23 protein-coding genes are annotated in these 24,524 nt (G+C 44.5%); 15 read left to right on the top strand and 8 right to left on the bottom strand.

All coding sequences use genetic code 11. The features are described from left to right. Positions 1–87: 87 nt before the first annotated feature. From fkpB to ribF, 4 genes are all read right to left on the bottom strand, one after another. Positions 88–582: an FKBP-type peptidyl-prolyl cis-trans isomerase gene (fkpB, locus tag RTN07_RS03070; RefSeq protein WP_312175632.1), complete on the bottom strand. Its 495-nt coding sequence runs from the start codon at positions 580–582 to the stop codon at positions 88–90. Between the two features lie 23 nt (positions 583–605). After that, positions 606–1,154: a signal peptidase II gene (lspA, locus tag RTN07_RS03065; RefSeq protein WP_312175629.1), complete on the bottom strand. Its 549-nt coding sequence runs from the start codon at positions 1,152–1,154 to the stop codon at positions 606–608. Next, entirely contained in the window at positions 1,147–4,491 is a 3,345-nt protein-coding gene (gene ileS, locus RTN07_RS03060; RefSeq protein WP_312175824.1) for an isoleucine--tRNA ligase, N-acetyltransferase domain-containing, read from the bottom strand. Before ileS ends, lspA begins: the two co-directional genes overlap by 8 nt. A gap of 459 nt (positions 4,492–4,950) precedes the next feature. Continuing rightward, entirely contained in the window at positions 4,951–5,964 is a 1,014-nt protein-coding gene (ribF, locus tag RTN07_RS03055; RefSeq protein ID WP_312175626.1) for a riboflavin biosynthesis protein RibF, read from the bottom strand. Between the two features lie 125 nt (positions 5,965–6,089). Between ribF and RTN07_RS03050 the strand changes: the two genes are divergently transcribed. Beyond that, positions 6,090–6,614, top strand: coding sequence for a GNAT family N-acetyltransferase (locus tag RTN07_RS03050; protein ID WP_138018604.1), 525 nt, complete (start codon positions 6,090–6,092; stop codon positions 6,612–6,614). A gap of 70 nt (positions 6,615–6,684) precedes the next feature. Here RTN07_RS03050 and RTN07_RS03045 read toward each other — a convergent pair whose 3' ends face one another. Further along, positions 6,685–7,836, bottom strand: a complete 1,152-nt coding sequence (locus RTN07_RS03045) for a PilT/PilU family type 4a pilus ATPase (RefSeq protein WP_312175624.1) — start codon at positions 7,834–7,836, stop codon at positions 6,685–6,687. Positions 7,837–7,925: 89 nt separating this feature from the next. After that, positions 7,926–8,975, bottom strand: a complete 1,050-nt coding sequence (locus RTN07_RS03040; RefSeq protein ID WP_095355904.1) for a type IV pilus twitching motility protein PilT — start codon at positions 8,973–8,975, stop codon at positions 7,926–7,928. 253 nt (positions 8,976–9,228) lie between these two features. Here RTN07_RS03040 and RTN07_RS03035 point away from each other — a divergent pair, with 253 nt between their 5' ends. From RTN07_RS03035 to RTN07_RS03025, 3 genes are all read left to right on the top strand, one after another. Beyond that, positions 9,229–9,954 carry a YggS family pyridoxal phosphate-dependent enzyme gene (locus RTN07_RS03035; protein ID WP_312175620.1) on the top strand — a complete coding sequence of 242 codons (726 nt, stop codon included), beginning with the start codon at positions 9,229–9,231 and terminating at the stop codon, positions 9,952–9,954. Between the two features lie 425 nt (positions 9,955–10,379). Beyond that, positions 10,380–10,904, top strand: coding sequence for a C40 family peptidase (locus RTN07_RS03030; RefSeq protein WP_007117192.1), 525 nt, complete (start codon positions 10,380–10,382; stop codon positions 10,902–10,904). Between the two features lie 351 nt (positions 10,905–11,255). After that, positions 11,256–12,605, top strand: a complete 1,350-nt coding sequence (locus tag RTN07_RS03025; protein WP_065253303.1) for a GGDEF domain-containing protein — start codon at positions 11,256–11,258, stop codon at positions 12,603–12,605. Between the two features lie 36 nt (positions 12,606–12,641). On the opposite strand, the gene truD is transcribed toward RTN07_RS03025, so the two are convergent. Further along, the gene (gene truD, locus RTN07_RS03020) at positions 12,642–13,730 is read right to left on the bottom strand and encodes a tRNA pseudouridine(13) synthase TruD (protein WP_312175615.1); all 1,089 of its coding nucleotides are present in this window, start codon (positions 13,728–13,730) and stop codon (positions 12,642–12,644) included. Positions 13,731–14,046: 316 nt separating this feature from the next. Between truD and RTN07_RS03015 the strand changes: the two genes are divergently transcribed. Together RTN07_RS03015 and RTN07_RS03010 are read left to right on the top strand one after the other, a co-directional pair. After that, entirely contained in the window at positions 14,047–14,673 is a 627-nt protein-coding gene (locus tag RTN07_RS03015) for a GNAT family N-acetyltransferase (RefSeq protein ID WP_050324741.1), read from the top strand. 97 nt (positions 14,674–14,770) lie between these two features. Next, positions 14,771–15,280 (top strand): META domain-containing protein, encoded by a 510-nt coding sequence (locus RTN07_RS03010; protein ID WP_312175613.1) that lies wholly within the window; start codon positions 14,771–14,773, stop codon positions 15,278–15,280. A 65-nt stretch (positions 15,281–15,345) separates the two neighbouring features. Here the strand turns inward: RTN07_RS03010 and RTN07_RS03005 are convergent, their stop codons facing one another. Beyond that, on the bottom strand, positions 15,346–16,641 hold the full coding sequence (locus RTN07_RS03005; protein WP_409455534.1) for a glutamate-5-semialdehyde dehydrogenase: 1,296 nt from the start codon (positions 16,639–16,641) through the stop codon (positions 15,346–15,348). 231 nt (positions 16,642–16,872) lie between these two features. On the opposite strand from RTN07_RS03005, the gene RTN07_RS03000 reads away from it, so the two are divergent. The 9 genes from RTN07_RS03000 to crcB all read left to right on the top strand — a co-directional run bounded on the left by RTN07_RS03000 (position 16,873) and on the right by crcB (position 24,418). Continuing rightward, complete coding sequence (locus RTN07_RS03000; RefSeq protein WP_186303395.1) at positions 16,873–17,667, top strand: ABC transporter ATP-binding protein; 795 nt, start codon at positions 16,873–16,875, stop codon at positions 17,665–17,667. Positions 17,668–17,922: 255 nt separating this feature from the next. Further along, positions 17,923–18,729: a transporter substrate-binding domain-containing protein gene (locus RTN07_RS02995; protein WP_239742979.1), complete on the top strand. Its 807-nt coding sequence runs from the start codon at positions 17,923–17,925 to the stop codon at positions 18,727–18,729. 76 nt (positions 18,730–18,805) lie between these two features. Then, positions 18,806–19,612 (top strand): ABC transporter substrate-binding protein, encoded by an 807-nt coding sequence (locus RTN07_RS02990; RefSeq protein ID WP_312175609.1) that lies wholly within the window; start codon positions 18,806–18,808, stop codon positions 19,610–19,612. Between the two features lie 90 nt (positions 19,613–19,702). Next, the gene (locus RTN07_RS02985; RefSeq protein ID WP_312175607.1) at positions 19,703–20,623 is read left to right on the top strand and encodes a transporter substrate-binding domain-containing protein; all 921 of its coding nucleotides are present in this window, start codon (positions 19,703–19,705) and stop codon (positions 20,621–20,623) included. A 229-nt stretch (positions 20,624–20,852) separates the two neighbouring features. Next, positions 20,853–21,572 carry an ABC transporter permease gene (locus tag RTN07_RS02980; RefSeq protein WP_007117180.1) on the top strand — a complete coding sequence of 240 codons (720 nt, stop codon included), beginning with the start codon at positions 20,853–20,855 and terminating at the stop codon, positions 21,570–21,572. Between the two features lie 11 nt (positions 21,573–21,583). After that, on the top strand, positions 21,584–22,309 hold the full coding sequence (locus RTN07_RS02975; RefSeq protein WP_007117179.1) for an ABC transporter permease: 726 nt from the start codon (positions 21,584–21,586) through the stop codon (positions 22,307–22,309). Between the two features lie 57 nt (positions 22,310–22,366). After that, on the top strand, positions 22,367–22,927 hold the full coding sequence (locus tag RTN07_RS02970; RefSeq protein WP_282841318.1) for a hypothetical protein: 561 nt from the start codon (positions 22,367–22,369) through the stop codon (positions 22,925–22,927). A gap of 50 nt (positions 22,928–22,977) precedes the next feature. After that, complete coding sequence (gene tsaD, locus RTN07_RS02965) at positions 22,978–24,039, top strand: tRNA (adenosine(37)-N6)-threonylcarbamoyltransferase complex transferase subunit TsaD (RefSeq protein WP_312175602.1); 1,062 nt, start codon at positions 22,978–22,980, stop codon at positions 24,037–24,039. Positions 24,040–24,058: 19 nt separating this feature from the next. Further along, on the top strand, positions 24,059–24,418 hold the full coding sequence (gene crcB / locus RTN07_RS02960; RefSeq protein ID WP_312175600.1) for a fluoride efflux transporter CrcB: 360 nt from the start codon (positions 24,059–24,061) through the stop codon (positions 24,416–24,418). The last annotated feature ends 106 nt before the right edge of the window (positions 24,419–24,524 follow it).

The following is a 24,524-nucleotide window of genomic DNA, read 5'->3' as shown; positions in this document are numbered from 1 at the left end:
TGAGAGTTAATCAGCGGTTTTTTATTGTCAGTGATTTTTATTGAAAGCTTCCATTCAGCTTAAGGTCAGTTTAATGCCAGCTAAATATCAACTTAGTGTGATACCTTTACTATCTTTTGGCGTCACTCTAAAAATCTGCACTTTAAACAGTATGTTTTGACCTGCCAATGGATGATTAAAATCCACTTTGATAGCATTTTCAGTGACGTCACTCACCACACCCACGAGGGTGGTTTTGCCTTTGTCTTCAAATTCCATCATGGTGCCGACTTCAGGCAAATTGCCCGTCACGGCAAACTGCGCATGACTAAAAGTCTGTACGTTATCAGGGTTCCACTCACCAAAGGCTTCGTCAGGCGATAGCGATGCGGTGCGCGTGTCACCGGCTGTCAAGTTGATAAGTACCTTCTCAAACCCTTCAAGCAGACTACCATCACCCACCACCAAGCGAACAGGTTCGCCACGCTCAAAGGTTGAGTCGATGACGGTGCCATTTTCTAAGCTGACCTCAAAATGCAAATCAACGGTTGAGTCTTGAGTGATGCGGGTTTGTTCGTTTGGCGTAATAATGTCATGATTCATGCGGTTGTTCATCCATCTAAAAATTAAAGGGTGTTACGTTTGGATTCTAATAAAAACGCATCGATTAAAATCAACGCAACGCCAATATTAATCGCCACATCAGCTATATTAAAAATCGGGAAATGCCACGCATCGCCATAGTGGACATGCAAGAAGTCAATCACATAGCCCAAACGTACCCGATCAATCAAATTGCCCAAAGCGCCCGCCAGCACCAATGATAAACCCAAAGCCAATAATTTGGCTTGTTGGGGTATTTTGCGTAGATACGCCATGAGACCCAAGGAAACAGCCAATGCCAGTCCGCTAAACAGCCATTTTTGCCAGCCGCCTTTATCTGCCAAAAAACTAAACGCCGCACCATAGTTGTGGGCAAGGGTAAAGTTAAAAATCGGCTCAATAATCGGCGTGGTTTGGTACAGCTGGTAGTTGTGCTCAAAGTACAACTTGGTAAGTTGGTCGATAATCATTACCAAAACCGCAATACCATACCACATCATGGCTTTGTTGCCGTTGATGGGTAGGGTAGTGGATGAATGAGTGGCAGCAGTCGTTACATGTGTATTAGGCATAATGGCGTACCTCGCCTTGACCTTCGACATTCTGGGCGCAGCGACCACAGATTTCTGGATGGGCAGGATTGATGCCGATATCCTCGCGAATATGCCAACAGCGGATACATTTTTCACCCGAGGCAGGCTTGACCACTACCGCAACTTGGTTATTTAAATCAGTGGCTTCATCGGTATAGGTCACATCGCTTGGTTTTTCGGCGAATGGTTTTACGCTTGCTTGGCTTGAAATCAACACAAATTTGAGTTCATCGCCTAATCGATTGAGTGAAGCCATGGTAGTATCTGGTGCATACACGGTGACATTGGCCGATAAATTGGCGTTAATCACTTTATCAGTGCGCGCAATTTCATAAGCTTTGTTAACAGTTTCTTTGACATTCAAAATCGCTTGCCAATCCGATTCGCTCACGTCATCTAAGACCACTTCTGGGAATTCATACCACTCTTCGGTAAAGATGTAACCATTGCCATGGCTTGTATGCGTCCCTTTTAAGATTTCCCAGGCTTCTTGTGCGGTAAACGACAAAATCGGTGCAATCCAGCGCAGTAACGCATGGGCAATATGATAAATCGCGGTTTGTGCTGAGCGGCGCGCTTCACCATTGGCTTTGGTGGTGTATTGACGGTCTTTGATAATGTCTAAATAAAAACCGCCCAAATCTTGTGAACAAAACCCCACCACCGCTTGACACACTTGGTGAAAATCCATATTGGTATAAAATTGGCGAATGTCAGCTTGTACCGCTTCAGCGCGTTTTAAAATGTACTTGTCAAGGCTGACCATATTGCTAGCATCCACCATGTCGGTCGCTGGGTCAAAGTCGTCTGTATTTGCCAGTAAAAAACGAATGGTGTTACGAATACGGCGATACATATCGGTAGTGCGCGCAAAGCCTTCAGTCGATACCGCCATCTCGTAACGATAGTCACTTGAGCCGACCCATAGACGCACGATATCAATACCATATTTATTGGCAAGTTCTTGCGGCTCAAACCCTTTGGTATTGCCTTTGGATTTTGATAATTTATAGCCTTTGGCATCTACGGTAAATCCGTGTGTCAACACTTGCTTGTACGGTGGACGACCATAAATCGCTTCACTCACCAAAAGCGACGACTGAAACCAACCCCGATGTTGGTCAGAGCCTTCAAGGTATAAATCCGCAGGATTGGCTAAGTCGGGACGATTGGCGAGCACGGCAAAATTGGTTGACCCTGAGTCAAACCACACATCTAGCGTATCAGTCGATTTTTGATACTCTTTAGCATCATCCCCGATAAAGTCTTCAGCCGCGGCATCAAACCATGCTTCCACACCACCTTGCTCAATCACTTGCGCGACTTTTTCCATCAGCTCAGCCGTATTTGGGTGCAAATCGCCCGTGTCTTTATGGATAAAAAAGGCAATCGGCACGCCCCAAGTACGTTGGCGGCTGATACACCAATCTGGGCGACCATGCATCATCGATTCGATACGATTTTGTCCCCAACTTGGCGTCCATACCACCTTTGGAATATCGGTCAATGCTTGCTCACGCAGACCTTGCTCACGCAAACCTTGGCTTTCCATGTTGATAAACCATTGGGGCGTTGAACGGAAAATAATCGGCGTTTTGTGTCGCCAGCAATGCGGATAGCTGTGAGTAATCACGTCATGCTTGAGCAAATGGCCACTGGTTTTGAGCGTTTCGATAATTTTTGGTTGCGCTTTATAAATATGTTCGCCGACAAAAACTTTGGCTTCAGGCAAATACACGCCGTTACCTGCGACAGGGTTTTCGGCGGGCAGGTGAAATTTTTGCCCGACCATATAGTCATCGACACCGTGCGCGGGCGCAGTGTGTACCAAACCCGTACCGCTATCTGCCGTCACGTGATCGCCTGTGATGATTGGCACTTGGCGCTCGGCAATCAGTGGATGCTGTGCTTTAAGTACGGTTAATGCATCGCCTTTCACGGTCCCCAACACACTGTATTCTTTGGCGTTAAACACACTCATTAAATGCGGAACTAAATTGTAAGCGACAATCAAATGGCTGATTCTCGGCTGTGGTTTTTCGCCTGCCATTTGATAAAACAAGCGCTCGCCCGAACCGTTGTCAGCGGTTTTTTGATAAGTTGCGCCAATTTTTTCTAACGCTTTGGCAGAACGCTGATTATCGGGGGCAACATGAAACCAAATCGTTTCTCGCTGCGGTAGGGCATGACTTAGCATAACCGATTTAATTTCAGCATTGGCCCCTGAACCCCAATATTCACGGGTCAAAAAGGTATAGCCAATGGCAATCGAATTTTCTTCAATATTATCATCGTAAAAACGGGTTGTGCCAATAATGTTATTGGTTTTTTTATCGACAATCGCAAAGGCTTTTTGCTCAAGGGCTTTTTTGAAATACGGCTCAAATACCGCAGGTTCGTGGCGTTTTTCCGGTAACGCTTCCCAAATCAAAGGGTCAGATGCACTTGCCTGTAAAGCGGTTTTATCGTCTTTGGTTAAACGGCGAAGTAAATAATTAGGCGTGTCAAGCGTAGTAGGAATAGCAAAGGCTTGTTTGTTAAACGTCACTTTTACCACGGAGTATTCTAGCTCAGAGCTTGCGGTAATCGCCTGATTGGCAGGCAACGTCCAAGGCGTGGTGGTCCAAATCACCGCCTGCAAAGCGCCATCAATCGCTTTAGTCGCCGCTAATGCCTCACGGTTGACGATATCAAAACCGACATAAATCGCATCGGATTTTTTATCTTCATATTCCACTTCTGCTTCTGCGAGCGCCGAACCACAATCCAAACACCAATTCACCGGCTTCATACCACGAGTGATATGCCCGTTTTTGTAGATTTCTGCCAATGCACGGACCGTATCAGCTTCTTGCTTGAAGTTCATGGTCAGATAAGGATTTTCCCAGTCACCCAGTACGCCCAAGCGTTTAAAGTCAACCATTTGCAGGTCAATTTGGCTTTTGGCATAGTCACGGCAAGCGCCGCGAAATTCGGTTGACGTCACGATGGCACCGTTTTTGCTTTTATCTTTATGGGGTTGACCCACTTTACCGATAATGCCTTCTACCTTTTGCTCAATCGGCAATCCATGACAATCCCAACCCGGTACATACGGCGCGTCATAACCGTCAAGCGTCTTGTATTTGACAATCATGTCTTTAAGCACTTTATTCACCACGTGACCCAAGTGAATTTGACCGTTGGCATAGGGAGGGCCATCATGCAATACATACTTTTCACGACCTTGGCGAGCGCGACGAATTTGGGCATACACATCGTCGGCAAACCATTGTTCTAGCCATTTAGGTTCGCGTTTGGCAAGGTCGCCACGCATGGGAAATACGGTATCGGCAAGGTTTAGGGTGTCTTTATAGTCGATTGACTGATTGTCAGTGTTGTCGGTCATGTAACTCTCGGTATTCTATAAAAAGTGCAAAAGGTAAAAAATTGATAACAGGGTATTATATGTTAAAATTGGCAGATTGACAAAGCGTGGTTTGGCTTATCTCACTCTTAATTTTGGTAAGTTTGTCACAAAAAAATCTCACTCACCAAAATACCTATAAAATGCTGAAAATAGTTGAAAACGCTAAAGATAGTTGGGGAAGGATACAATTTTCCACTAGCTTACAAGGGTTAAAGCATTTACAGTCAATGCCAAATGGCAGCGCAGCGTATAAGGAAGTATAGGCAGGTTATTTTTAACCCTACCGACTCAAAGAATTTGGCTAGCTTGGGTAAGTCTAGTATGTTGCTTAGGAGTAGCAGGGTGGAGGCTGACACGCCAAAGTCATTAAGGGATTGATTTCGCAAAAGCTTGCTGCTCGCGCCAGTTAAGTAAATCCACCACGTCTTGGGCAATGCCTTGTTTTAATGCGTCAAGCCCAGCATAATTTTTTTCCCCATGTAAAAAATGCAAAAACGTCACCGTCAGTTCTTTGCCGTACAAATCTCCATCAAACTTCGGAAAATTGACTTCCAGTCGCCATTCTACCCCATACTTATTTTTTAGCGCAGGACGAGTACCCACATTGCAAGCGCCAAATAAACTGCCTTTAGTAAGTCCTTGCACGCCAGTTTGACTGTTTCTCCCCAGTGTTGATAAATCTGTGCCATCGGTAGCGGTCACCGATACGGCAAAAATCCCATGTAGGGCAGGCTTGATGCGGTTTAGCGCAATATTGGCGGTGGGAAAATCAAGTGTGCGACCGATTTTATCGCCATGTTCCACCATGCCAGTAATCGCATAATCTCGCCCTAGCAGATGCTTTGCGGTTGCCAAGTCCCCTTGCTGCAAACAGTCTCGAATGCGGGTTGAGCTGACGCGCTCATCTTGATGCGCATGGTCGGTCACAGTATGTAAAATTTGCACAGGCAAGCCAAACGCACGCAAAAACTCACTATCGCCAGTGCGGTCATGCCCAAAGCGAAAATCATCGCCCAATACCAGATGCTTCACGTTTAATTCGACCAACATTTTTGCAAAATCGTGTGCCGATAAATTCCGAAAGTCATTATCAAAATTTGCCACAATCAAGCTATCGATATTGTGTTCAGCAATCAATTGGGTTTTTTCTGCCAAATTGGTGAGTCTTGCAGGGGCGGTTTGCGGGCTAAAAAACTCACGCGGCTGTGGTTCAAATATCATCACCATACTGGCAAGTTGCTGAGATTTTGCCAAAGACTTGGCTTTATCCAGCATCGCTTGGTGACCCAAATGTACCCCATCAAAATTACCAATCGTCAGTACCGAATCAGGTAATAGGGTTGGATTTTTTAGCCAGTCAGATAAATCAATCACGTTCATAGGCATCGCAAACTATCAATTTTATGAAATCGCTTATTATAAAGTAAAAATGTTGCTAACATACGCGCTAATAAGATTTTTCGGCAAATTTTAGCCGCATTTTTTAGTTCAATTTTGGAGTCGCTATGTCTGCAGCGCATCACAACCTTTGTATTCGCCTAGCTGCGATTGATGATTTACCGCGCATCGTTGAAATTTATAACCAAAGTATCGCAGGTAAGCAAGCCACGGCAGATTTACAGCCTGTGAGCGTGGCAGATAGGCAAGCGTGGTTTGACGCTCATACGGGCAACCGTCCGTTGGTGGTTGCCCAAACTAGCTCCGAAAATAGCTTAGGTGAAATCATCGGTTGGGGCAGTTTATCTGATTTATATGCGCGTCCTGCCTATCATATCAGTACTGAAATCAGTATCTATGTGGCACAGGAAGCCAAAGGGCAAGGTGTGGGCAAGGCGTTGGTCAATTATTTAATCGAAGTTGCGCCAAGTTGTGGGGTACAGCAAGTTGTTGCGCTCATTTTTGCGCATAATACACCAAGCCTTGCGATGTTTGGTAAGCTAGGATTTGAGCCATGGGGCAAGTTTAAGCAAGTTTGTGATATGAACGGATTTATTGCTGATGTGGTGATTTTGGGAAAAAGTGTAGCTTAGATAAACAAGGCGCATGTTGAGCCTTGTTTGTGTTACAAAATTATTGTTACTAGCAGACGATTACGTATTATTAGGATATTGCGTTGTCATTGGCTGCGCTATTATCATCAGATTGCAGTGAGAGCTCCAGCTCGCTTTCCTCGGTTTTATTGGCCGATTTACTCTCTAGCTTAATAAGTAGGCGTAAATCGTTGGGTGAATCAGCGTGTTGGATGGCATCGCGGTAAGTGATGTCGCCATTTTCATACAAATCAAACAACGCTTGGTCAAAGGTTTGCATCCCTAGTTCACGGGAACGTTTCATGACAGGCTTAATTTCGTGGATTTCCCCTTTACGGATGTAATCACCAATCAGTTGCGAATTGAGCAAAATTTCAATCGCAGGGCGGCGACCTTTGCCATCAGGGGTAGCAATCAGTTGCTGCGCCACAATGGCTCGAAGGTTCAATGATAAATCCATCAAAATCTGCTCGTGATGTTTTGCTTCAAAGAAGTGAATAATACGCTCAAGCGCTTGGTTGGCATTGGTGGCGTGTAGGGTGGCAAACACCAAGTGTCCTGTTTCAGCATATTGAATGGCATAATCCATGGTTTCGCGGGTACGAATCTCGCCAATCAAAATCACATCAGGTGCTTGACGTAGGGCGTTTTTTAATCCTGCTTCAAATGACTTGGTATCAATGCCAACTTCGCGTTGGGTGATGATACAGCCTTTATGTTCATGCAGGTATTCAATCGGGTCTTCGATAGTAATGATATGACCGCGCGAATTTTCGTTGCGATACCCCATCATAGCTGCCAGTGTGGTGGATTTACCTGTACCTGTCGCGCCGACTAGTAGCACGATGCCGCGTTTTTTCATGGCAATTTCATTCAAAATCGGTGGTAGATTGAGTTGCTCTACCGTTGGGATTTTGGTTTCAATTTTACGTAGCACCATGCCCGCACAGTCTTTTTGGACAAAGGCAGAAACACGAAAGCGTGCGGTTTGGTTTTTGTCAACAATGGCAAACTGGCATTCTAGGGTGTCGTCAAACTCTTTGCTTTGAGCAGGCGTCATCACGCTTTTGACCAGCGTCATTGATTGCTCTGGGGTCAGCGCTGACTTGGTGACTGGCGCGATAGTACCATTGACTTTCATTGATATGGGCGCATCGGCGGTGATAAAAAGGTCGGAGCCGTTTTTTTGTATCATTAGCTGCAGTAATTTATCAAGATCCATAACGCGTCTCTCGCATTGTTTGTATAAATTTTTAGAAACCGTGTTTTGATAAACACTGTTTCTATAAGATAGTTTCTACAAAACAGTGATTACATAAAGCTTTCCGGTTGTTTGGCATATTGGCGCGCTGATTCTTTGCTAATCACGCCTTTATTGACCAGTTCGCGAAGACTTTGATCAAGTGTGGTCATACCATCGCCTGCACTGGTTTGGATGGCAGAGTACATTTGGGCGACTTTGTTTTCACGAATCAAGTTACGAATCGCAGGCGTACCAATCATAATTTCATGCGCGGCGACACGACCACCCGTTTGGCGTTTGAGTAGCGACTGCGAGATAACCGCTTGCAGCGACTCAGATAACATCGCACGAATCATGTCTTTTTCGGCGGCGGGGAACACGTCGACCACACGGTCAATGGTTTTGGCAGCAGATGAGGTATGCAATGTCCCAAATACCAAGTGCCCTGTTTCAGCAGCGGTCAATGCCAAGCGGATGGTCTCAAGGTCACGCATCTCACCGACAAGAATAACATCGGGGTCTTCACGTAGGGCAGAGCGCAGCGCAGCATCAAAGCTTAAGGTATCACGGTGGACTTCCCGTTGGTTGATGAGGGATTTTTTTGATTGATGCACAAATTCAATCGGGTCTTCGATGGTTAAGATATGTTCTTTACGGGTTTCATTGATATAGTTAATCATCGCCGCAAGGGTTGTTGACTTACCCGAACCCGTTGGACCTGTGACCAGTACCACGCCGCGTTTGTAGTTAGAGATTTTCTCAAAAATCGGTCCCATACCAAGCTGCTCCATCGTCAATACCTCAGATGGAATGGTACGAAATACCGCACCTGCGCCCCGGTTTTGGTTAAAGGCATTGACACGAAAGCGCGCCACATTGGGAATTTCAAACGAAAAATCGGTTTCAAAAAACTCTTCATAATCGGCACGTTGTTTGTCGTTCATGATGTCATAAATCAAACTATGCACTTTTTGGTGATCGAGGGGCGGCATGTTGATTTTGGTGATTTCACCATCTACCCGAATCATCGGCGGTAAGCCTGCTGAAATGTGTAAGTCAGAGGCTTTATTTTTGAATGCAAAACGCAACAAATCGTCAATCGATAATTCCTTTGCCATGATAGCGAATCCTACAGGTGGGTAATGAAAATACAAAAGCAGCAATAGAAAAAAGCCGCGGGAAAAAAAGATAGCTATACTATAATCATACGTCCACAAAAAAAACAGAAAAAACTGACTAGGGGTCATAGTTTTTTGTTGATTTTAGCTTATGTTAAACTCAATTGGAAAATTGGGCACACAAGTGCAAAAAAAACGTTACCTTAACCCGGTAGCCATCAAGCCAGTCCACTATCAACAGGAAAAGTTAACCATGCAAACATTCGACGCACAGCAGCCATTGGCGACAAGCGCAACAGATGCTGAAAACCAAGCCTTGATAGCGCGTTGGCAACAGGTGAAAACTGACGTTGCTAGGCTCAATCCAACTGTCAAACTGCTTGCGGTATCCAAAACCAAACCCAACTGGATGATTCGCACCTTAGCGCAGCAAGGTCAGCAAGATTTTGGTGAAAACTATGTGCAAGAAGCGGTGGCAAAAATCGCCGCACTCAAAGACGTTACTGCCAACGAGCAGCCATTGGTGTGGCATTATATCGGTCATATCCAGCGTAACAAGACCAAAGAGTTGGCGGCGCATTTTGATTGGGTGCATGGGGTCGATCGCTTAATTATTGCCCAGCGTCTCAATGGGCAAAGGGGTGAACACCTTCCGCCACTCAATATCTGTATCGAAGTCAATATTGACGATGAAGCCAGTAAATCAGGTTGCCAGCCGGACCAGTTACCCGAATTGGTGACAGAGATTAGCCAATTACCCAACTTGCAATTACGCGGACTGATGATTATCCCCGCCAAAAACTCAACCGCTGCCTTTGTCAAAACCCAGCAATTATTTGAGCAAAACAAGCGATATCATGCGCATCCTGAGCAGTGGGATACTTTGTCAATGGGCATGAGCGGCGATATTGAGCAAGCCATTGCCGCGGGCGCCACCATCGTTCGTATTGGCACCGCCATTTTTGGGGCGAGAGATTAGTGCGAATGACGGGGTAAAAAGACAGCAATTTGACAATTTTTATCATTTTTTACTCAACGATGACGCAGGGTCAGTTACATATTGACCCTGCTTTTTTTACATGACACCAAAATAAATACAGAGTAATAGGCGTTGATTTAACCCAATGGTGTGTTAAATCAACGATTTTCTTACACAATTATTGCTGTATACTTTCTATAGGCTTTCTGTAAGCAAATTAGCTTACATTGTAATATTTTTTAACATTTTCTGGATAAAAGATATCTACATTCAAAAAACTTTATTGGTATGATGGCGTTGTTTTACAGAATGTAACCAGTACAATAGTTATGTAATTTTTATCCGTATATCAACTTTTTAGCATTTAGCAATCAATTGTGATATAGCCCATATACGGATAAAAGTTCTGAACGGATTAAAGCCCTATGAACTTTCTTCAAAAAACTTTATTAACCGCTCTACCTTGTGTCTTGTTAAGCGTAGCCCCAACCGCTGCCAATGCCGACAATGGTATCACAGAATATTTTGGTAGCTTTAACTCAAGCGTTTCTGAAAACCCAGAGGGTGGCTCAAAAGTAGATAGTCTCATTGCAAAAGCCAAAAACTTTATCGGCTTGCCATATCGTTTTGGTGGTACCAGCCCAACGAGTGGTTTTGACTGTAGCGGCTTTATGCAATATGTTTATAAACAAACCGCTAACATCAATCTACCACGTACCTCAAGCAGCATGGCGCAAGTGGGTGAACGTATTAGCCGTAATGAGTTAAAGCCAGGCGATATGGTGTTTTTCTCTCAGGGTGGTGGTCGTATCTCTCATGTGGGCATGTATATCGGTGAAGGTCGTTTTATTCATTCCCCATCAACCGGCAAAAGCATTTCTATTACAAGTTTAGATTCTGGCTATTGGGCAAACAAATTCGTGACAGCACGTCGTGTCTTGGACGCTTAAGTTCAATTGACAACGTCACGATGAATGTTAAACAATCAGGTTAAATCAACCAATCAAGTTAAAATGCTGTAAACTGTAGATTAAGGTAAGCTTAGGCTTACCTTTTTTATTTGGTCGAGGAAATTTTGATAAAAATAGATAAGTCAAGACTCATTAAAAAAAATTAAACATTTACCCTTTGGTTATTAATAAAGTATTAGAATGAAGCAACAATACCTTATATAATCTTTAGGGTAAGTTAACTGCAAACGACTAAAACTAATCAATGAACGACAATGACTGACATCGCTGTTGATTTGTTTAATGCGTGACGCCCTTTTTTAATAGATTTATTGATTTTGCAATAATCCTATGACCCAAACCGCCTTGCCAAGCTTTAAAGAACAATTGCAGCAAACGCTAAAATTTTTTAGCTTTAAACCTTCGCTATATATCAATTCGCCAAGAGTCAACGATACCAATAAATTCATGCTGTTTATTATATTGGCGTTGGTTGAGACATTTTTTCATTTAATTTGGTATGCGACAGTTCTTGTCATCACATTGCCCATAGATATCTTTCCTTTTGCTCAGACGTTCAATCAAATTTTTAATCGCAGCTTGATGATAAATATCACCTATTTGGGACTGGCGATGGTGTTGTTTTGCGGGTATTCACTATGGGTCATTACCCGCATTCCTGAACAGTCAAGACTTTGGCGAGAGTACCAAATCTTTTTTGTAATCATCTATTTGATTTATGAAAATCTTTTTATCGTCTGGATTGGCAACAACAGTGCGCTTGAAGGTGTAATGCTGATTAGTGCCACCGGTCTTGGGATGGTGCTATTAAGATGGCGACTGGTCTGGGTGTCATTTGTCAGTTGTATTGTTGCGTTATTTATTTTTAATATGAGTAATAGCATGAATTGGTGGCAATTGCTGCCTAGGTTGTATCCAAGTTTAGCAGCGCGTAGTCATTGGCTTTGGGGATTGTCTTTTAGCTTTTTGGTAACCGCCAAGGCAACAGTCACGCTGTATTGTATTTTGCAGGGCATGAAAGTCATGAACTTTCAGCGCCGCAAGATTTATGATTTGCTAGAAGCTGATGCGCTCACCAATATTGCCAATCGGCGTACTATTTATAGTTTTTTGAGTTATTTATGGCAACGTAAAAGCGATTGGCATACGCTTAGTGTGATTTATATTGATTTGGACAAATTTAAACATATCAATGACAAATATGGTCATGATGCGGGTGATGCGACGTTGATTTGTACCGCGAATACCTTAAAAAACTTCTTACCGACAGGGACGATGTTTGGACGCGTGGGTGGGGAAGAATTTTGCATCATCTTGCCTAATATGGGGATTGAGCAAGCCTACGATATGGCAGAGCAGCTGCGCCAGGCTTTTGAAAAGCAAGTGGTGAGATATGGCATCTTTGATACAGAAATTCGATTTACCGCAAGCTTAGGTATAGCCAGCCTTTATCAAAATCATGGGGGGGATAGCGAGCGTGCGATTGATAATCGCAGTTTTATCGAATATATGCGCGAGTATATGCATAGTTTACCAACCATGCCTGCACTGCCGCCTGCCCTTGAGCGCATTATCAAATTCTCCGATTTGGCAATGCAGCAAGCCAAAGCCAATGGTCGCAACTGCGTGGTCAAAGGTCAATGTTATTTATTGATGACGCAAATCAATCAGCATTCATAACTTAGCCTTTATAATTTAGCTTCTATAACCCAGCCTTCATAATTCAGTGGTGAGTACCGAGCTTGCAACAAGCGTATCAATCATCGTCGTTGCAAAACTGCCTGCCGGTAATTCAAAATCTAACACCAATGTCTCACCGTCTTGCCAAACCCATTGTAAGTTACTGGCCAGCATACGCAGGGAGCGGCGCTGCTGCTTTAAACCAAACTCAATCAGACCTTGACTTAGCTGCTGATAAATGGGATTGTCAGTGATGACTGATAGTTCTAATGCGTTAACCTTACCACTGCTTTTTAACTCACCTGCGCCCCACATCGGTGCAGTCAAATGGATATCGCCACTTTGTAGCCTTGATAGCATGGTTTCATCTATATGCTGTGCCACAAAAATACTGTTCGAACCCGCCAAATTCATCACGTCGCCATCAAGCGGTTGGTTCCAGATGCCCAATGCGATACGTTTTGCCAAGATGGCATTGAATAATTCACTACGCGCTGCCGACAGATACAGACTGATTTTATCTTGGTCAAATTTGCGATGAATTTTTTTGCCCCTAATTGTATGATGGGTAAATAGTTCGATAGCGGCATCAATATTATTGGCATCTTGCCCAAAGCGCTGCTCGCCAAAATAATTGGGAACACCTTGGGTTTTGATGGTCGCAAGTTGTTGCTCGATGGCGGCTTTCTCGCCCACTACGTTGCGTAGGGTGATGATAAACTGATTGGCCTGATGAGTACCGCGACCCAGTTTTTTATGATGCCAATGCTGTGCCAGTATTTCTAGGGTTTCATCGCTAGCTAATTTGGTCTGGACAAATTGCTGAAAGTTTTGTTCAGGGGTAATTTTTTCTGGCAAACGAAGACTAAACCACTGCGTCGTCAGCGCATGACGATCTTTGAGCCCCGAGTATCCCACATCCTTGAGTGGGATGCCTGCCCATTGTGACAGCAACTTTGCCACAAAATTGGTATTCATACGGGTTTTTTGAATATGAAGCCAAAGATGTTCGCCTGTATGGCTGCATTCAATGCCTAGTTTTTCATGGACAATAAAATCAGTGGGTTGTTGTTTATAAATAGCGGACTCAATCGCAGGGGTATAGGGTGAAGGCAGTTTTGGCATGCTAGGGTTACTTGCAAAAGGTTTATTTTAACAAACGGATGATTGATAAACCATCTCGATTACAGATTCGATTACAGCAGCGGTTTATTATAACCATGCTTTATTGTCTTATGCTAATAGGTTAAAAATATGACGGCAACAACAATGACGTCAAATACGGCTTGAATGCCAAAGTAATAGACAATAAAGTAGTGCTTGCTAAGTTAGGTATGTTGGTTAATTTAGGTGCATTGGGTGGCAAAATCGGTCAGCTGACTTGGCAAAATTTTTAACGCATCCTATGTTTAGCCAATGTGAGCATAAAAAGAGAAAAAACATGAAAGACCCTGATAGCAATATCGATAAAAACGCCGTGCAATTACGCGTTGCCACGCAACAAGACGTCGAAAATTTGGTAACTTTGCTCAATCGCTGTTACCGCTCAGATGAAGGCTGGACCAATGAAGCTGCTTTAATTGGTGGGATTCGTACCACTGCCGAGGAAATGACAGCCTTGATAGACAACCCCAACGTTTATCTATTCGTGTTTGAAAATCCGCACGATAGCGATGATTTGCTCGGGTGTATTTCTGTGGATTTCTCACCCATTAACCATAAGCCAGCGGCGTATATTGGCACTTTTGCGGTTCATCCTGCTGTGCAAGGTAGAGGCATTGGCGATACGATGTTGTCTGCGGTAGAAACATTTGCTATCAGACACGCCCACGCCAAAAACGTAACCCATTTACCTTTAACCCATTTATCCATGTCGATTTTAAGTCATCGACCAGAGCTGTTAAGTTATTATCAGCGCCGCGGTTATATACTGACAGGAGAGAGGATGGCATTTCCAAGAGACGGCAACAATGGCGACCCCAAACGCGATGATGTATTTTTAGAGTTTTTGCAAAAACCCATTCAAGCAAATGAAGTGTCCGTCAAATCTAGTAATACAATCGAATAACAGTAATCGTCATGCTTAGCAATAAAGTCTTAAGAGTATCTTATATAATGATTGCAATAATTTTTTACACAATAATTTTAAACAAAAGGAAATCATGATGAAAAAATATGCCAAAACCTATTCACTAGCGCTAGGTTGCTTGATAGCAGGAACGCTGGCAATGACAGGCTGTCAAACCATAGCGGATAGTAAGTTAGGGATCGTGAACCCGACCCAAGCGGTCACCTTACCGTTAGCCGATGCCACGTTGCAAAATTATCGCTGGCAATTGGTCTCGGTGACTGATTTGTCGGGTAAACCCACTAAACCTGAATTATTTAACCAAGCCAAGCCGCTATTGGTCAGCTTTGATAAAGGTCGTGTCAGCTTTGACAATACCTGTAATCGCATGTGGGGCAATTATAGCCTGACCCATGACAATGTATTGATAAAAAATATCGTTTCCACGCGCATGATGTGTCTGCCAGAATCGCGCATGGCATTTGATGCCGCTGCGCCATCCACACTACAAGGGCAATTTAAACTGACCCAAGATACTAAAGGTCAACCCGTACTGACGGTTACGAGTGTAAATCAAATCAGTATCTTTAAATCTGTAGCTAAGTAATTTGGCAGTTTAATAATTAAAAAAAGCCCACATCAATCAGTGGGCTTTGTAGTGGTAACTAACTATTATTTTCTGACTTCCCCATGCCCAAACACAATCCATTTTTGCGATGTTAAACCTTCAAGACCCACAGGGCCGCGCGCATGGATTTTATCGGTAGAGATACCAATCTCTGCACCCAAACCATATTCAAATCCATCGGCAAAGCGGGTTGATGCATTGACCATCACGCTACTGGAATCAACTTCACGCATGAATGTTAACGATTTTGAGTAGTTTTCGGTGATAATCGCATCGGTATGGTGTGAGCCATGGGTATTGATATGGGCAATGGCTTCGTCGATATCGGCGACTACTTTAATCGCCAAAATTGGCGCCAAATATTCGGTATCCCAATCTGCCTCACTCGCCGCTGACAGATGAGCGGTTAATTCAGCGGTATCGCTCAAGATAGCTAAGGTTTTTGCACAGCCGCGTAATTGCATGGCACTGTCTGCAGCGACAATGGCACTGGCGATTGGCGGCAAGGCTTGCGCAGCGATTTGGCTATCAATCAGCAGCGTTTCCATGGTATTACAAGTGCCGTAGCGGTGAGTTTTGGCATTGACGCAAATATCGGTTGCCATACTCAAGTTTGCATCGCGATCGATAAAGGTATGACAGTTACCATCTAGGTGCTTGATGACAGGGACGCGCGCTTCATTGCTGATACGCTCAATCAGGCTTTTACCACCTCGCGGCACAATCACATCGACATAGCGATTCATGGTGATGAGTTCCCCCACTGCCGCACGGTCGGTGGTTTCGACCACTTGCACTGCCGCCTCTGGCAAACCAACCGCTTGTAAACCTTGTTTGACACACGCAGCCAATGCTTGGTTAGAATAAAACGCTTCTGACCCCCCACGTAAGATAATCGCATTGCCAGATTTTAATGCCAAAGACGCAGCTTCAATGGTCACATTGGGGCGAGATTCATAAATCATCCCGACCACACCCAGCGGCACGCGCATTTTACCTAGCTGAATACCCGATGGACGAAAGGTCATATCCGTGACCTCGCCAATCGGGTCAGGTAGCATGGCGACATCTTTTAGCCCCTGTAACATGCCTTCAAAACGCGCATCGGTGAGCGCTAATCGGTCAAGTAGTGCGTCATCCAGTCCTTTTTGTTGACCGTTTTGCATATCGGTGGCATTGGCCGCCAACACCTGTGATTTGGCTTGTTGCAGGGCGTCATAGATAGCGAGTAGGGCGCTATTTTTGAGCGCGGTGTCTGCTTTTGCCAAAATCGCTGAAGCAGCGCGCGCTTGCTGTCCCACGGTTTGCATATAATGTTTGGTATCAGTCATGGTTTGCATAGTCAGTCCCTAATATAATTATCGCTTCATCATAACAACTTCAATCCAAAAATGGAATTTAGAAAGTTTTGACAGATAAAAATTAATGGTTATGACTTAATCTAAAAACCAGTGCTAAAGACCGGCGCCATGAAATAAAGTTAAATAAGAGAAAAAGTTGCGTTTTAGTAGCGTTTTAAGCGAAAATAGACAGTTTTTTTTCACCTATCGTCAAATTTTGGATTGAATATCATGTCAGATGCTATGCCAAACTTACAGCGTCCTGTAGCCTTGCAACTTAACAATATCCACAAGAACTTTGGATCGCTTGAGGTACTAAAAGGTGTATCGTTGACCGCTTATGATGGCGATGTCATCTCAATTTTGGGCTCGAGCGGCTCGGGCAAATCCACCTTGCTACGCTGTATAAATTTGCTTGAAAACCCCTCGCAAGGGGAGGTTTTCTTGGGCAGTGAAGCATTGGTATTAAAACCAAATAAATCCGGGGATTTGGTTGCCGCCAACCAGCGTCAGCTTGAGCAGTTTCGCTCAAAAATGGGTTTTGTGTTCCAAAACTTTAATCTATGGCCACACCGGACTATTTTGCAAAACATCATTGAAGGGCCGACCCAAGTCCTAAAAATCGCCAAAGACCAAGCCATTAGTGAAGCTGAAGTGCTACTAAAACGCGTAGGACTACTGGATAAAAAAGACGCTTACCCAGAAAACTTATCGGGTGGGCAACGCCAGCGTATTGCCATCGCTCGTGCGCTAGCGATGAAGCCCCAAGTATTGCTATTTGATGAGCCAACCTCTGCCCTCGACCCAGAATTGGTCAATGAAGTATTAGCGGTGATGAAATCGCTTGCTGAAGAAGGTCGCACCATGCTGATTGTCACCCATGAAATGCGTTTTGCGCGCGATGTATCAAGCCAAGTGGTGTTCTTGCATGAAGGACGTATCGAAGAAATAGGCACACCCGAGCAGGTGTTTGACAACCCGCAATCAGCGCGGGTGAAAGACTTTATGGCAAGCCATCAGAAATAATCCAAACAACCTATCAGCCGTCAATTGCCATGCGATTGGCGGTTTTGTAATTTTAGGCATCAGAAAAAATTTATTTGATTTAATTGTTGCTGCATACGTTTTTCACTTGCAAAAATGTTAATTTATGTTAATTTTAACTAAATTGTAAACTCGCATTTATTTTAGTCGCATTGATTTTAAATATTGAAATCGCTGAAAGCGAAACCTGATATTAAATCGCTTTTTACTCAAAAATTTCATTTGTAAGGAACATCCATGCAATCAACCTTGAATTCAACCTACTCAAAACTCGCCTTGGCAACGGTATGTGCAGTTAGCATGGGATTAACCGCCTGTCAAAAACCTGCTGAAAAAACAGAAGGTGCAGCCGCCAGCCAACCCGCTGCCAGTGCCAGCACAGGCAAAAAAATTCGTATTGCCACTGAAGGCGCCTACAAACCATTTAACTATACCAATGCCGATGGCACGTTAGGTGGTTATGACGTGGATGTTGCCAAAGCCTTGTGTGCCCAAGCGAAACTCGACTGCGAAATCGTAGCGCAAGATTGGGACGGTATTTTGCCAGGCTTGATGGCGAGAAAATACGACGCGGTTGCCGCGGGTATGTCAATTACCCCAGAGCGTTCAGCGCAAGTGGACTTCACCACGCCTTATTTTAAAAACACCATGGTTTGGGTCGCTGCCAAAGGTGGCAAATTCAACCCACAAGCGATTTCAGGGCTAAAAATCGGCGGTCAACGCTCAACCACCATGGCACAGTACCTTCAAGATAAACTGAGCAAAACCAACGAAATCAAATTGTATGACAACTATGACAACGCCTACATTGACCTAAAATCAGGTCGTATCGATTCAGTGCTGTCTGAAAAAGTAACCGCTAGCGAATGGCTAAAACAAAACAGCAACTACCAACTCGTAGGCAGTGAGATGGATAATGGTGACAACATCGCAATGGCCATTCGTAAAGGCGATCCACTAAAAGCAGAATTTGATAAAGCCTTAGATGCACTACAAAGTAATGGCGAGTTGGCAAAATTACAAAAGCAACATTTTGGTAATTAATTGACGTTGTATCGATCGTTTTAAAATTTACACAATAGATGTGGGTGACCCTCAAATTTTGACAAAAGGTGTTGTTATGAAACAGTTATCGGTTTTGGGTGTATCGTCGTTAGCCATTTTGATGGGGGTAACTGCCTGTCAAAAACCTGCGGAAAAACCGGCAGACACGGCAGCAGCAAGTAACGCTACCACGGCAGCAAACGCAGATATGCCACAGATTCGTATCGCTACCGAATCAAGCTTTGTCCCCTTTAGTTATAAAGATGCCAATGGCAAATTAATCGGCTTTGAGATTGATTTGGCAGATGCGTTATGTAGTGAAGCCAAACTAAAATGTGAAGTGATTTCCCAAGATTGGGATGGACTGATTCCAGGACTACAAGCACAAAAATACCATGCCATCATGGCGGGGATGTCAGACACCGCAGAGCGTCGCCAAGTGGTGGCATTTAGCGACCCATACTTTACCAATAACCTCGTTGTGATTGGCAAAAAAGGGGTAGAAAAAGGCGCTGATGACCTAGCAGGCAAATCAGTGGGTGCGCAGCGTTCAACGACCGCAGCTGAGTACTTAGCCAAAAACTTCCCAAAAGCCACCCCAAAACTGTATGACACCCAAGATAATGCCTATCTTGACCTAGAATCGGGTCGTACGGATTTGATGATTTCTGACAGTGCCCCAGCCTTATCATGGTTAAAAACCGCCAAAGGTCAAAGCTTTGAAGTCAAAGGTCAACCGATTAATATTGATGACAAAATTGCCATTGCCCTTCGTCAAAATGATCCATTGATTGGCAAATTCAACACCGCACTGGCGGCGCTAAAAGCCAATGGTACTTACGATAAAATCAGCCAAAAATATTTTGCAGATTTGCCGAAATAAGCCGTTAAATAACTGATTAAGTGTTCGTTTTCTTACAACTCACAAGTAAAATTTTGTCATGTGTTAGACGTTAAAAATTAGGAGTATCAGGTGAAAGCAAATATTTCATTATTGGGTAGCTTGGCAGTGGCAGGTCTAGCGCTAGTGGGTTGTCAAAAACCTGCAGAAAAAACGGCGGCAACAACGGGTAGCACAGCCGCTTCTACAACGGCCAGTAGCAGCACTGAGACATCGAGCAGTATGGCAGGCAAAACCATTCGCATCGCCACCGAAGGCACCTATAAACCCTTTAGCATCACCAAAGCGGATGGCAGTTTGACAGGTTTTGATGTGGATTTTATTCGGGCCTTATGTGCAGAAATGAAAGCCAACTGTGAAATCAAGCCACAAGATTGGGATGGTTTATTACCAGGCTTGATGGCAAAAAAATATGACGTGGTAATTGATGCCATGTCTATCACCCCAGAGCGTCAAGCGCAGGTCGATTTTACCGACCCCTATTTTACCAATACATTGGTATTTTTGACCAAACAAGGTAGTCCTATCAATCCGGATGACCCTGCCCAAATTGACAGCCATACAGTTGCGGCGCAGCGTTCAACGCTATCGACCCAGTGGATGGAAAAAAATCACCCAAAAGCCCAGCTAAACCTGTATGAAGGTTTGGACAATGCGTTTATGGACTTGGCAGCAGGGCGTTCGGATCTGATGATTTCGGATAAAGCCCCGGCCGCTTATTGGCTGACCACGCCAGAAGGTAAAGGGTTTGAAATCAAAGGTAAAGAGATTGATGTTAATGACAAAATGGGTATCATCGTCCGTAAAGGCGACCCACTGCGTTTAGAATTTAACAAAGCGATTGCCACGTTAAAATCAAATGGCACGTATGACAAAATCTATAACCAATATTTTGGTAATGCAACCACTACAACGGCGGCGGCAAGCAACGTGGCCGTTACGGTCTCTAGTACTACAACGACCACGACGACTGTGGCAAGTACGAGCAAGTAACTCAACCAAGCGCTTGGGTTCAGTCAAAAACTGGGTGAAAAGTCACTCAGTTTTTTGTTTTTTTGATGGTTTTTGATAGGGCAATCACGTAAAATTGCACCCTGCAAAAAACAAAGCAAAAGGTTATATCCATTATCACCTTTTGTCTATGTGACGGTAAAACTGCGTTTTAAGCATTTTTTGGGTAATAGGTCAACAAACAGAGTTAAAAAGACAGGGTATCGATATTGTGTTAGATCTACAAGGTTTTGGGCAGCTATTATTAAGTGGCGCTTGGGTCACCATCAAACTGGCATTGACTAGTTTGGTCATTGGGCTGATTTTGGGATTATTGGGCGCGACCGCTAAGATGTCACGGTTTAAAGTGCTCAACGCCATCGCCACCGCTTACACCACGATTATCCGTGGTATTCCAGAACTGCTGTCAGTCATGTTTATTTACTTTGGCGGCTCGATGTTGATGGGTCTTATTCTATCGCAATTTGGCAATACGGGATATGTGGATGTCAGTCCGTTCTGGGCGGGTGTCACAGCGCTGTCTGTGGCATTTGGTGCGTATGCGACCGAAACTTTTCGTATGGCATTTCAAGAGATTCCAAAAGGTCAAGCTGAAGCAGCGCAAGCGATTGGCATGAAAAAATTTCAAATCCTTTGGCGAGTGACGTTGCCACAAGTCTGGCGTATTGCACTGCCAGGACTGGGTAATTTGTTTTTGGTACTGCTCAAAGATACCGCGTTGGTTTCTGTGGTCGGGCTTGAAGATATCATGCGCCACGCCAAAACGGCAGCGACTTCTACGCAAAGCCCGTTTACTTTTTATATGGCAGCAGCATTGTTGTACTTGAGTCTGACCGTCATCATCACCGGTGTGATTATGTGGCTAGAATGGGTCAATAACCCAGCAGAGCGTTATGCAAAACGCCTACAAAAAATCGGCATGGCAAAATAGGGGATTCATCAATGAACTGGAATTGGCAAATTATTATTGATAGTATCCCAAAACTGCTGCAAGGTAGTATTATCACCATTGAGCTTGTGGTGTTGTCGGGTTTATTGGGGTTTATGTTGGCAGTGCCGCTAGCCTTGGCTAGGCTGTCGAAAAAACCTTGGGTACAGGCATTGCCGTTTGCGTATATTTTCTTTTTTCGGGGTACGCCGCTACTGGTGCAAATCTTTTTGATTTATTATGGCTTGTCGCAATTTAAATGGGTGACCGAGTCTGTGCTGTGGAAATCGGGTGTGTTAGCGAGTCCATTTTGGTGCGCTATCATCGCTTTTACCCTCAATACAGCAGCTTATACCGCAGAAATCATCCGCGGTGCTATCAAGTCCATCCCCAAAGGCGAGAATGAAGCTGCCGACGCCATTGGCATGTCGTATAGCCAAAAATTGCGCCGAATTATTTTTCCTCGTGCCTTTGGCATCATGCTGCCGGCTTATGGCAATGAAGTGATTTTTATGCTCAAAGGCAGTGCGCTGGCATCGACCATCACTTTGATGGATATCACCGGTGTGGCAACGACGATTATGTCAAAAACTTATACTGTTTTTGAATTGTTCTTTGCCTCAGGTATCATTTATTTGTTATTGTCTTGGCTATTGATTGGGATGTTTCGATTGGCAGAAAAACGCATCAATCGTCATCTTTCTTATCAGCCCGTCAGTAATGGGGGCGTTACTGCCTAAGCTGGGCTAAGCTAGGCTAAGCTAAATAAAGAGTTTGGATGTATTGGAGGCGTGCCAATGAAACAAGCAGTTATGATATCAAGTTTGCTGATAGGTGGGGTGTTACTCTCGGCTTGTCAACCTGCCAGTGATAACAAGCCACAGCAAAACAGCACAGCAAGTGCCACAGTAGCTAGTATTCAGAGTCCACATCACGTTGCCAGTGTAGCTGCTGCCAGTACCGTATCCCCCCAAGCCGCCCAAAACGGTGCGCCCAAACAAATCAACTGGGCATTGGTGGATTCGGGCGTTAAGCCAGTCGATAAAGCTAGCTTTAAATACCCGTTTGCGCTCGATAGTGAGCCTGTCAAAGCGTATGCCGAGATGTATCATGTGGATAATGAAACCTCCCGCTACAACTTAACGGTGGGTATGGCAGTCAATGAAGTCTTATCCAAAGTGCTCGACCAGCTGGGTACTGCCTATGTGTCACATGAACTCACAGCCGGTAAAAACAGCGCGTTTGTCATTCATACCACCCAGCAAATTGCCCCGAGTCAATACACTTACGTCTTTGCCGAGCCCTTTGCCAAAGGGTTAACCATTCCTGTCAAAATCATCAATGATGGCAAAAAATAACTAAGTTGCCATCGGTATGTTGACGTTTATTTATCGTTTAAGGAAATACCATGCGTGTGCTAGGACTGGAAACATCCTGCGATGAAACGGGATTAGCCATTTTTGATAGTGACCAGCGTCACCAACCCAATCAAGGTTTGGTCGGGCAAGTGCTATACAGTCAAATCGCGCTACATGCGACGTATGGCGGGGTAGTCCCTGAACTTGCAAGCCGCGATCACATCCGTAAATTAGTGCCCTTGTTGCAGCAATTGCTTGATGACTGCCAACTCAAAAAAACCGATATCGATGCAATTGCCTTTACCAAAGGTCCTGGACTGGTGGGCGCGTTGATGACTGGGGCATTGTTTGGCCGCAGTTTGGCGATGGCGCTTGATATTCCTGCGATTGGCGTACATCACATGGAAGGACACTTACTCGCGCCGCTATTAGGCGCCAATCCGCCCGATTTTCCGTTTGTCGCGTTGCTGGTGTCGGGTGGACATACCATGTTAGTGGCGGTCAAAGGCATCGGGCAATATGAAATATTGGGTGAGTCGATAGACGATGCTGCAGGCGAGTGCTTTGATAAAGCCGCTAAAATGCTAGAGTTACCTTATCCTGGTGGGCCTAATATTGCCCGCTTGGCGCAAACAGGCAATCCGTTAGCTTATGAATTACCGCGCCCGATGCTCGGCAAAGGATTGGATTTTTCTTTTAGTGGTATGAAAACCGCCGTGCATAATTTGATTAAAGACCATCCAACCGATAGCCATAATCCTGAGCATGCCCAGACGCGCGCCGATATTGCAGCAAGTTTTCAATATGCGATGGTCGATACGTTGGTGAAAAAATGCGTCAAAGCCTTGCAGCAAACGGGTATGAGACGATTAGTAATCGCAGGCGGGGTGAGTGCCAATCAACAATTACGAGAATCGTTAGCCGAGGCATTAGCCAAAATCAATGCCACTGTGCATTATGCACCGCCTGCCTTGTGTACCGACAATGGCGCCATGATTGCCTTCGCTGGGTGGCAGCGCTTGAATGCCGGTCAACACGATGAGCTAGCGGTTAGCTGCTTGCCGCGTTGGGATATGACATCGCTGCCTGCTGTCAACCTAGCTAAACCATAACCACCACAAGGACTTAAATATGCCATGGCTGTGGATAGGACTGGGGGCGGCATTTGGGGCAATGCTGCGCTGGTGGTTAGCCAGACTCAACAGCGTACACCCTTGGTTGCCGTATGGTACACTATTTGCCAATGTACTAGGCGGGCTGTTGATGGGATTTGCCTTGATACTCACCCAAAAGATGCACCCAAACTTACGACTGTTTATCACCACAGGGTTCTTGGGAGGACTGACAACGTTTAGTACGTTTAGTGCCGAAGTGTTTACTTTGTTGAATACCGGCAAAGTAGTGCAAGGTGTCGCCTTGATTGGCATCCATGTGCTTTTAACTTTGGTTGCGACTGCCATTGGTTTTTATAGTCTTAAGCTACTAAGTTAAGAAGTTGTTAAGTTAAGAAGCTGTTAAGTTGAGAAGCAGTTAAATGGTTAATCGCTTCTTTCCCATGCACCGCTAAAAGTCGCAAAGCTTTTAAAGGCTTTGCGAA

The organism is Moraxella sp. CTOTU46934 (assembly GCF_031979465.1).
Taxonomy (GTDB): domain Bacteria; phylum Pseudomonadota; class Gammaproteobacteria; order Pseudomonadales; family Moraxellaceae; genus Faucicola; species Faucicola tetraodonis.
Note: the sequence above shows the minus strand (reverse complement) of the source record. Positions and strands in the feature narration are given on the sequence as shown.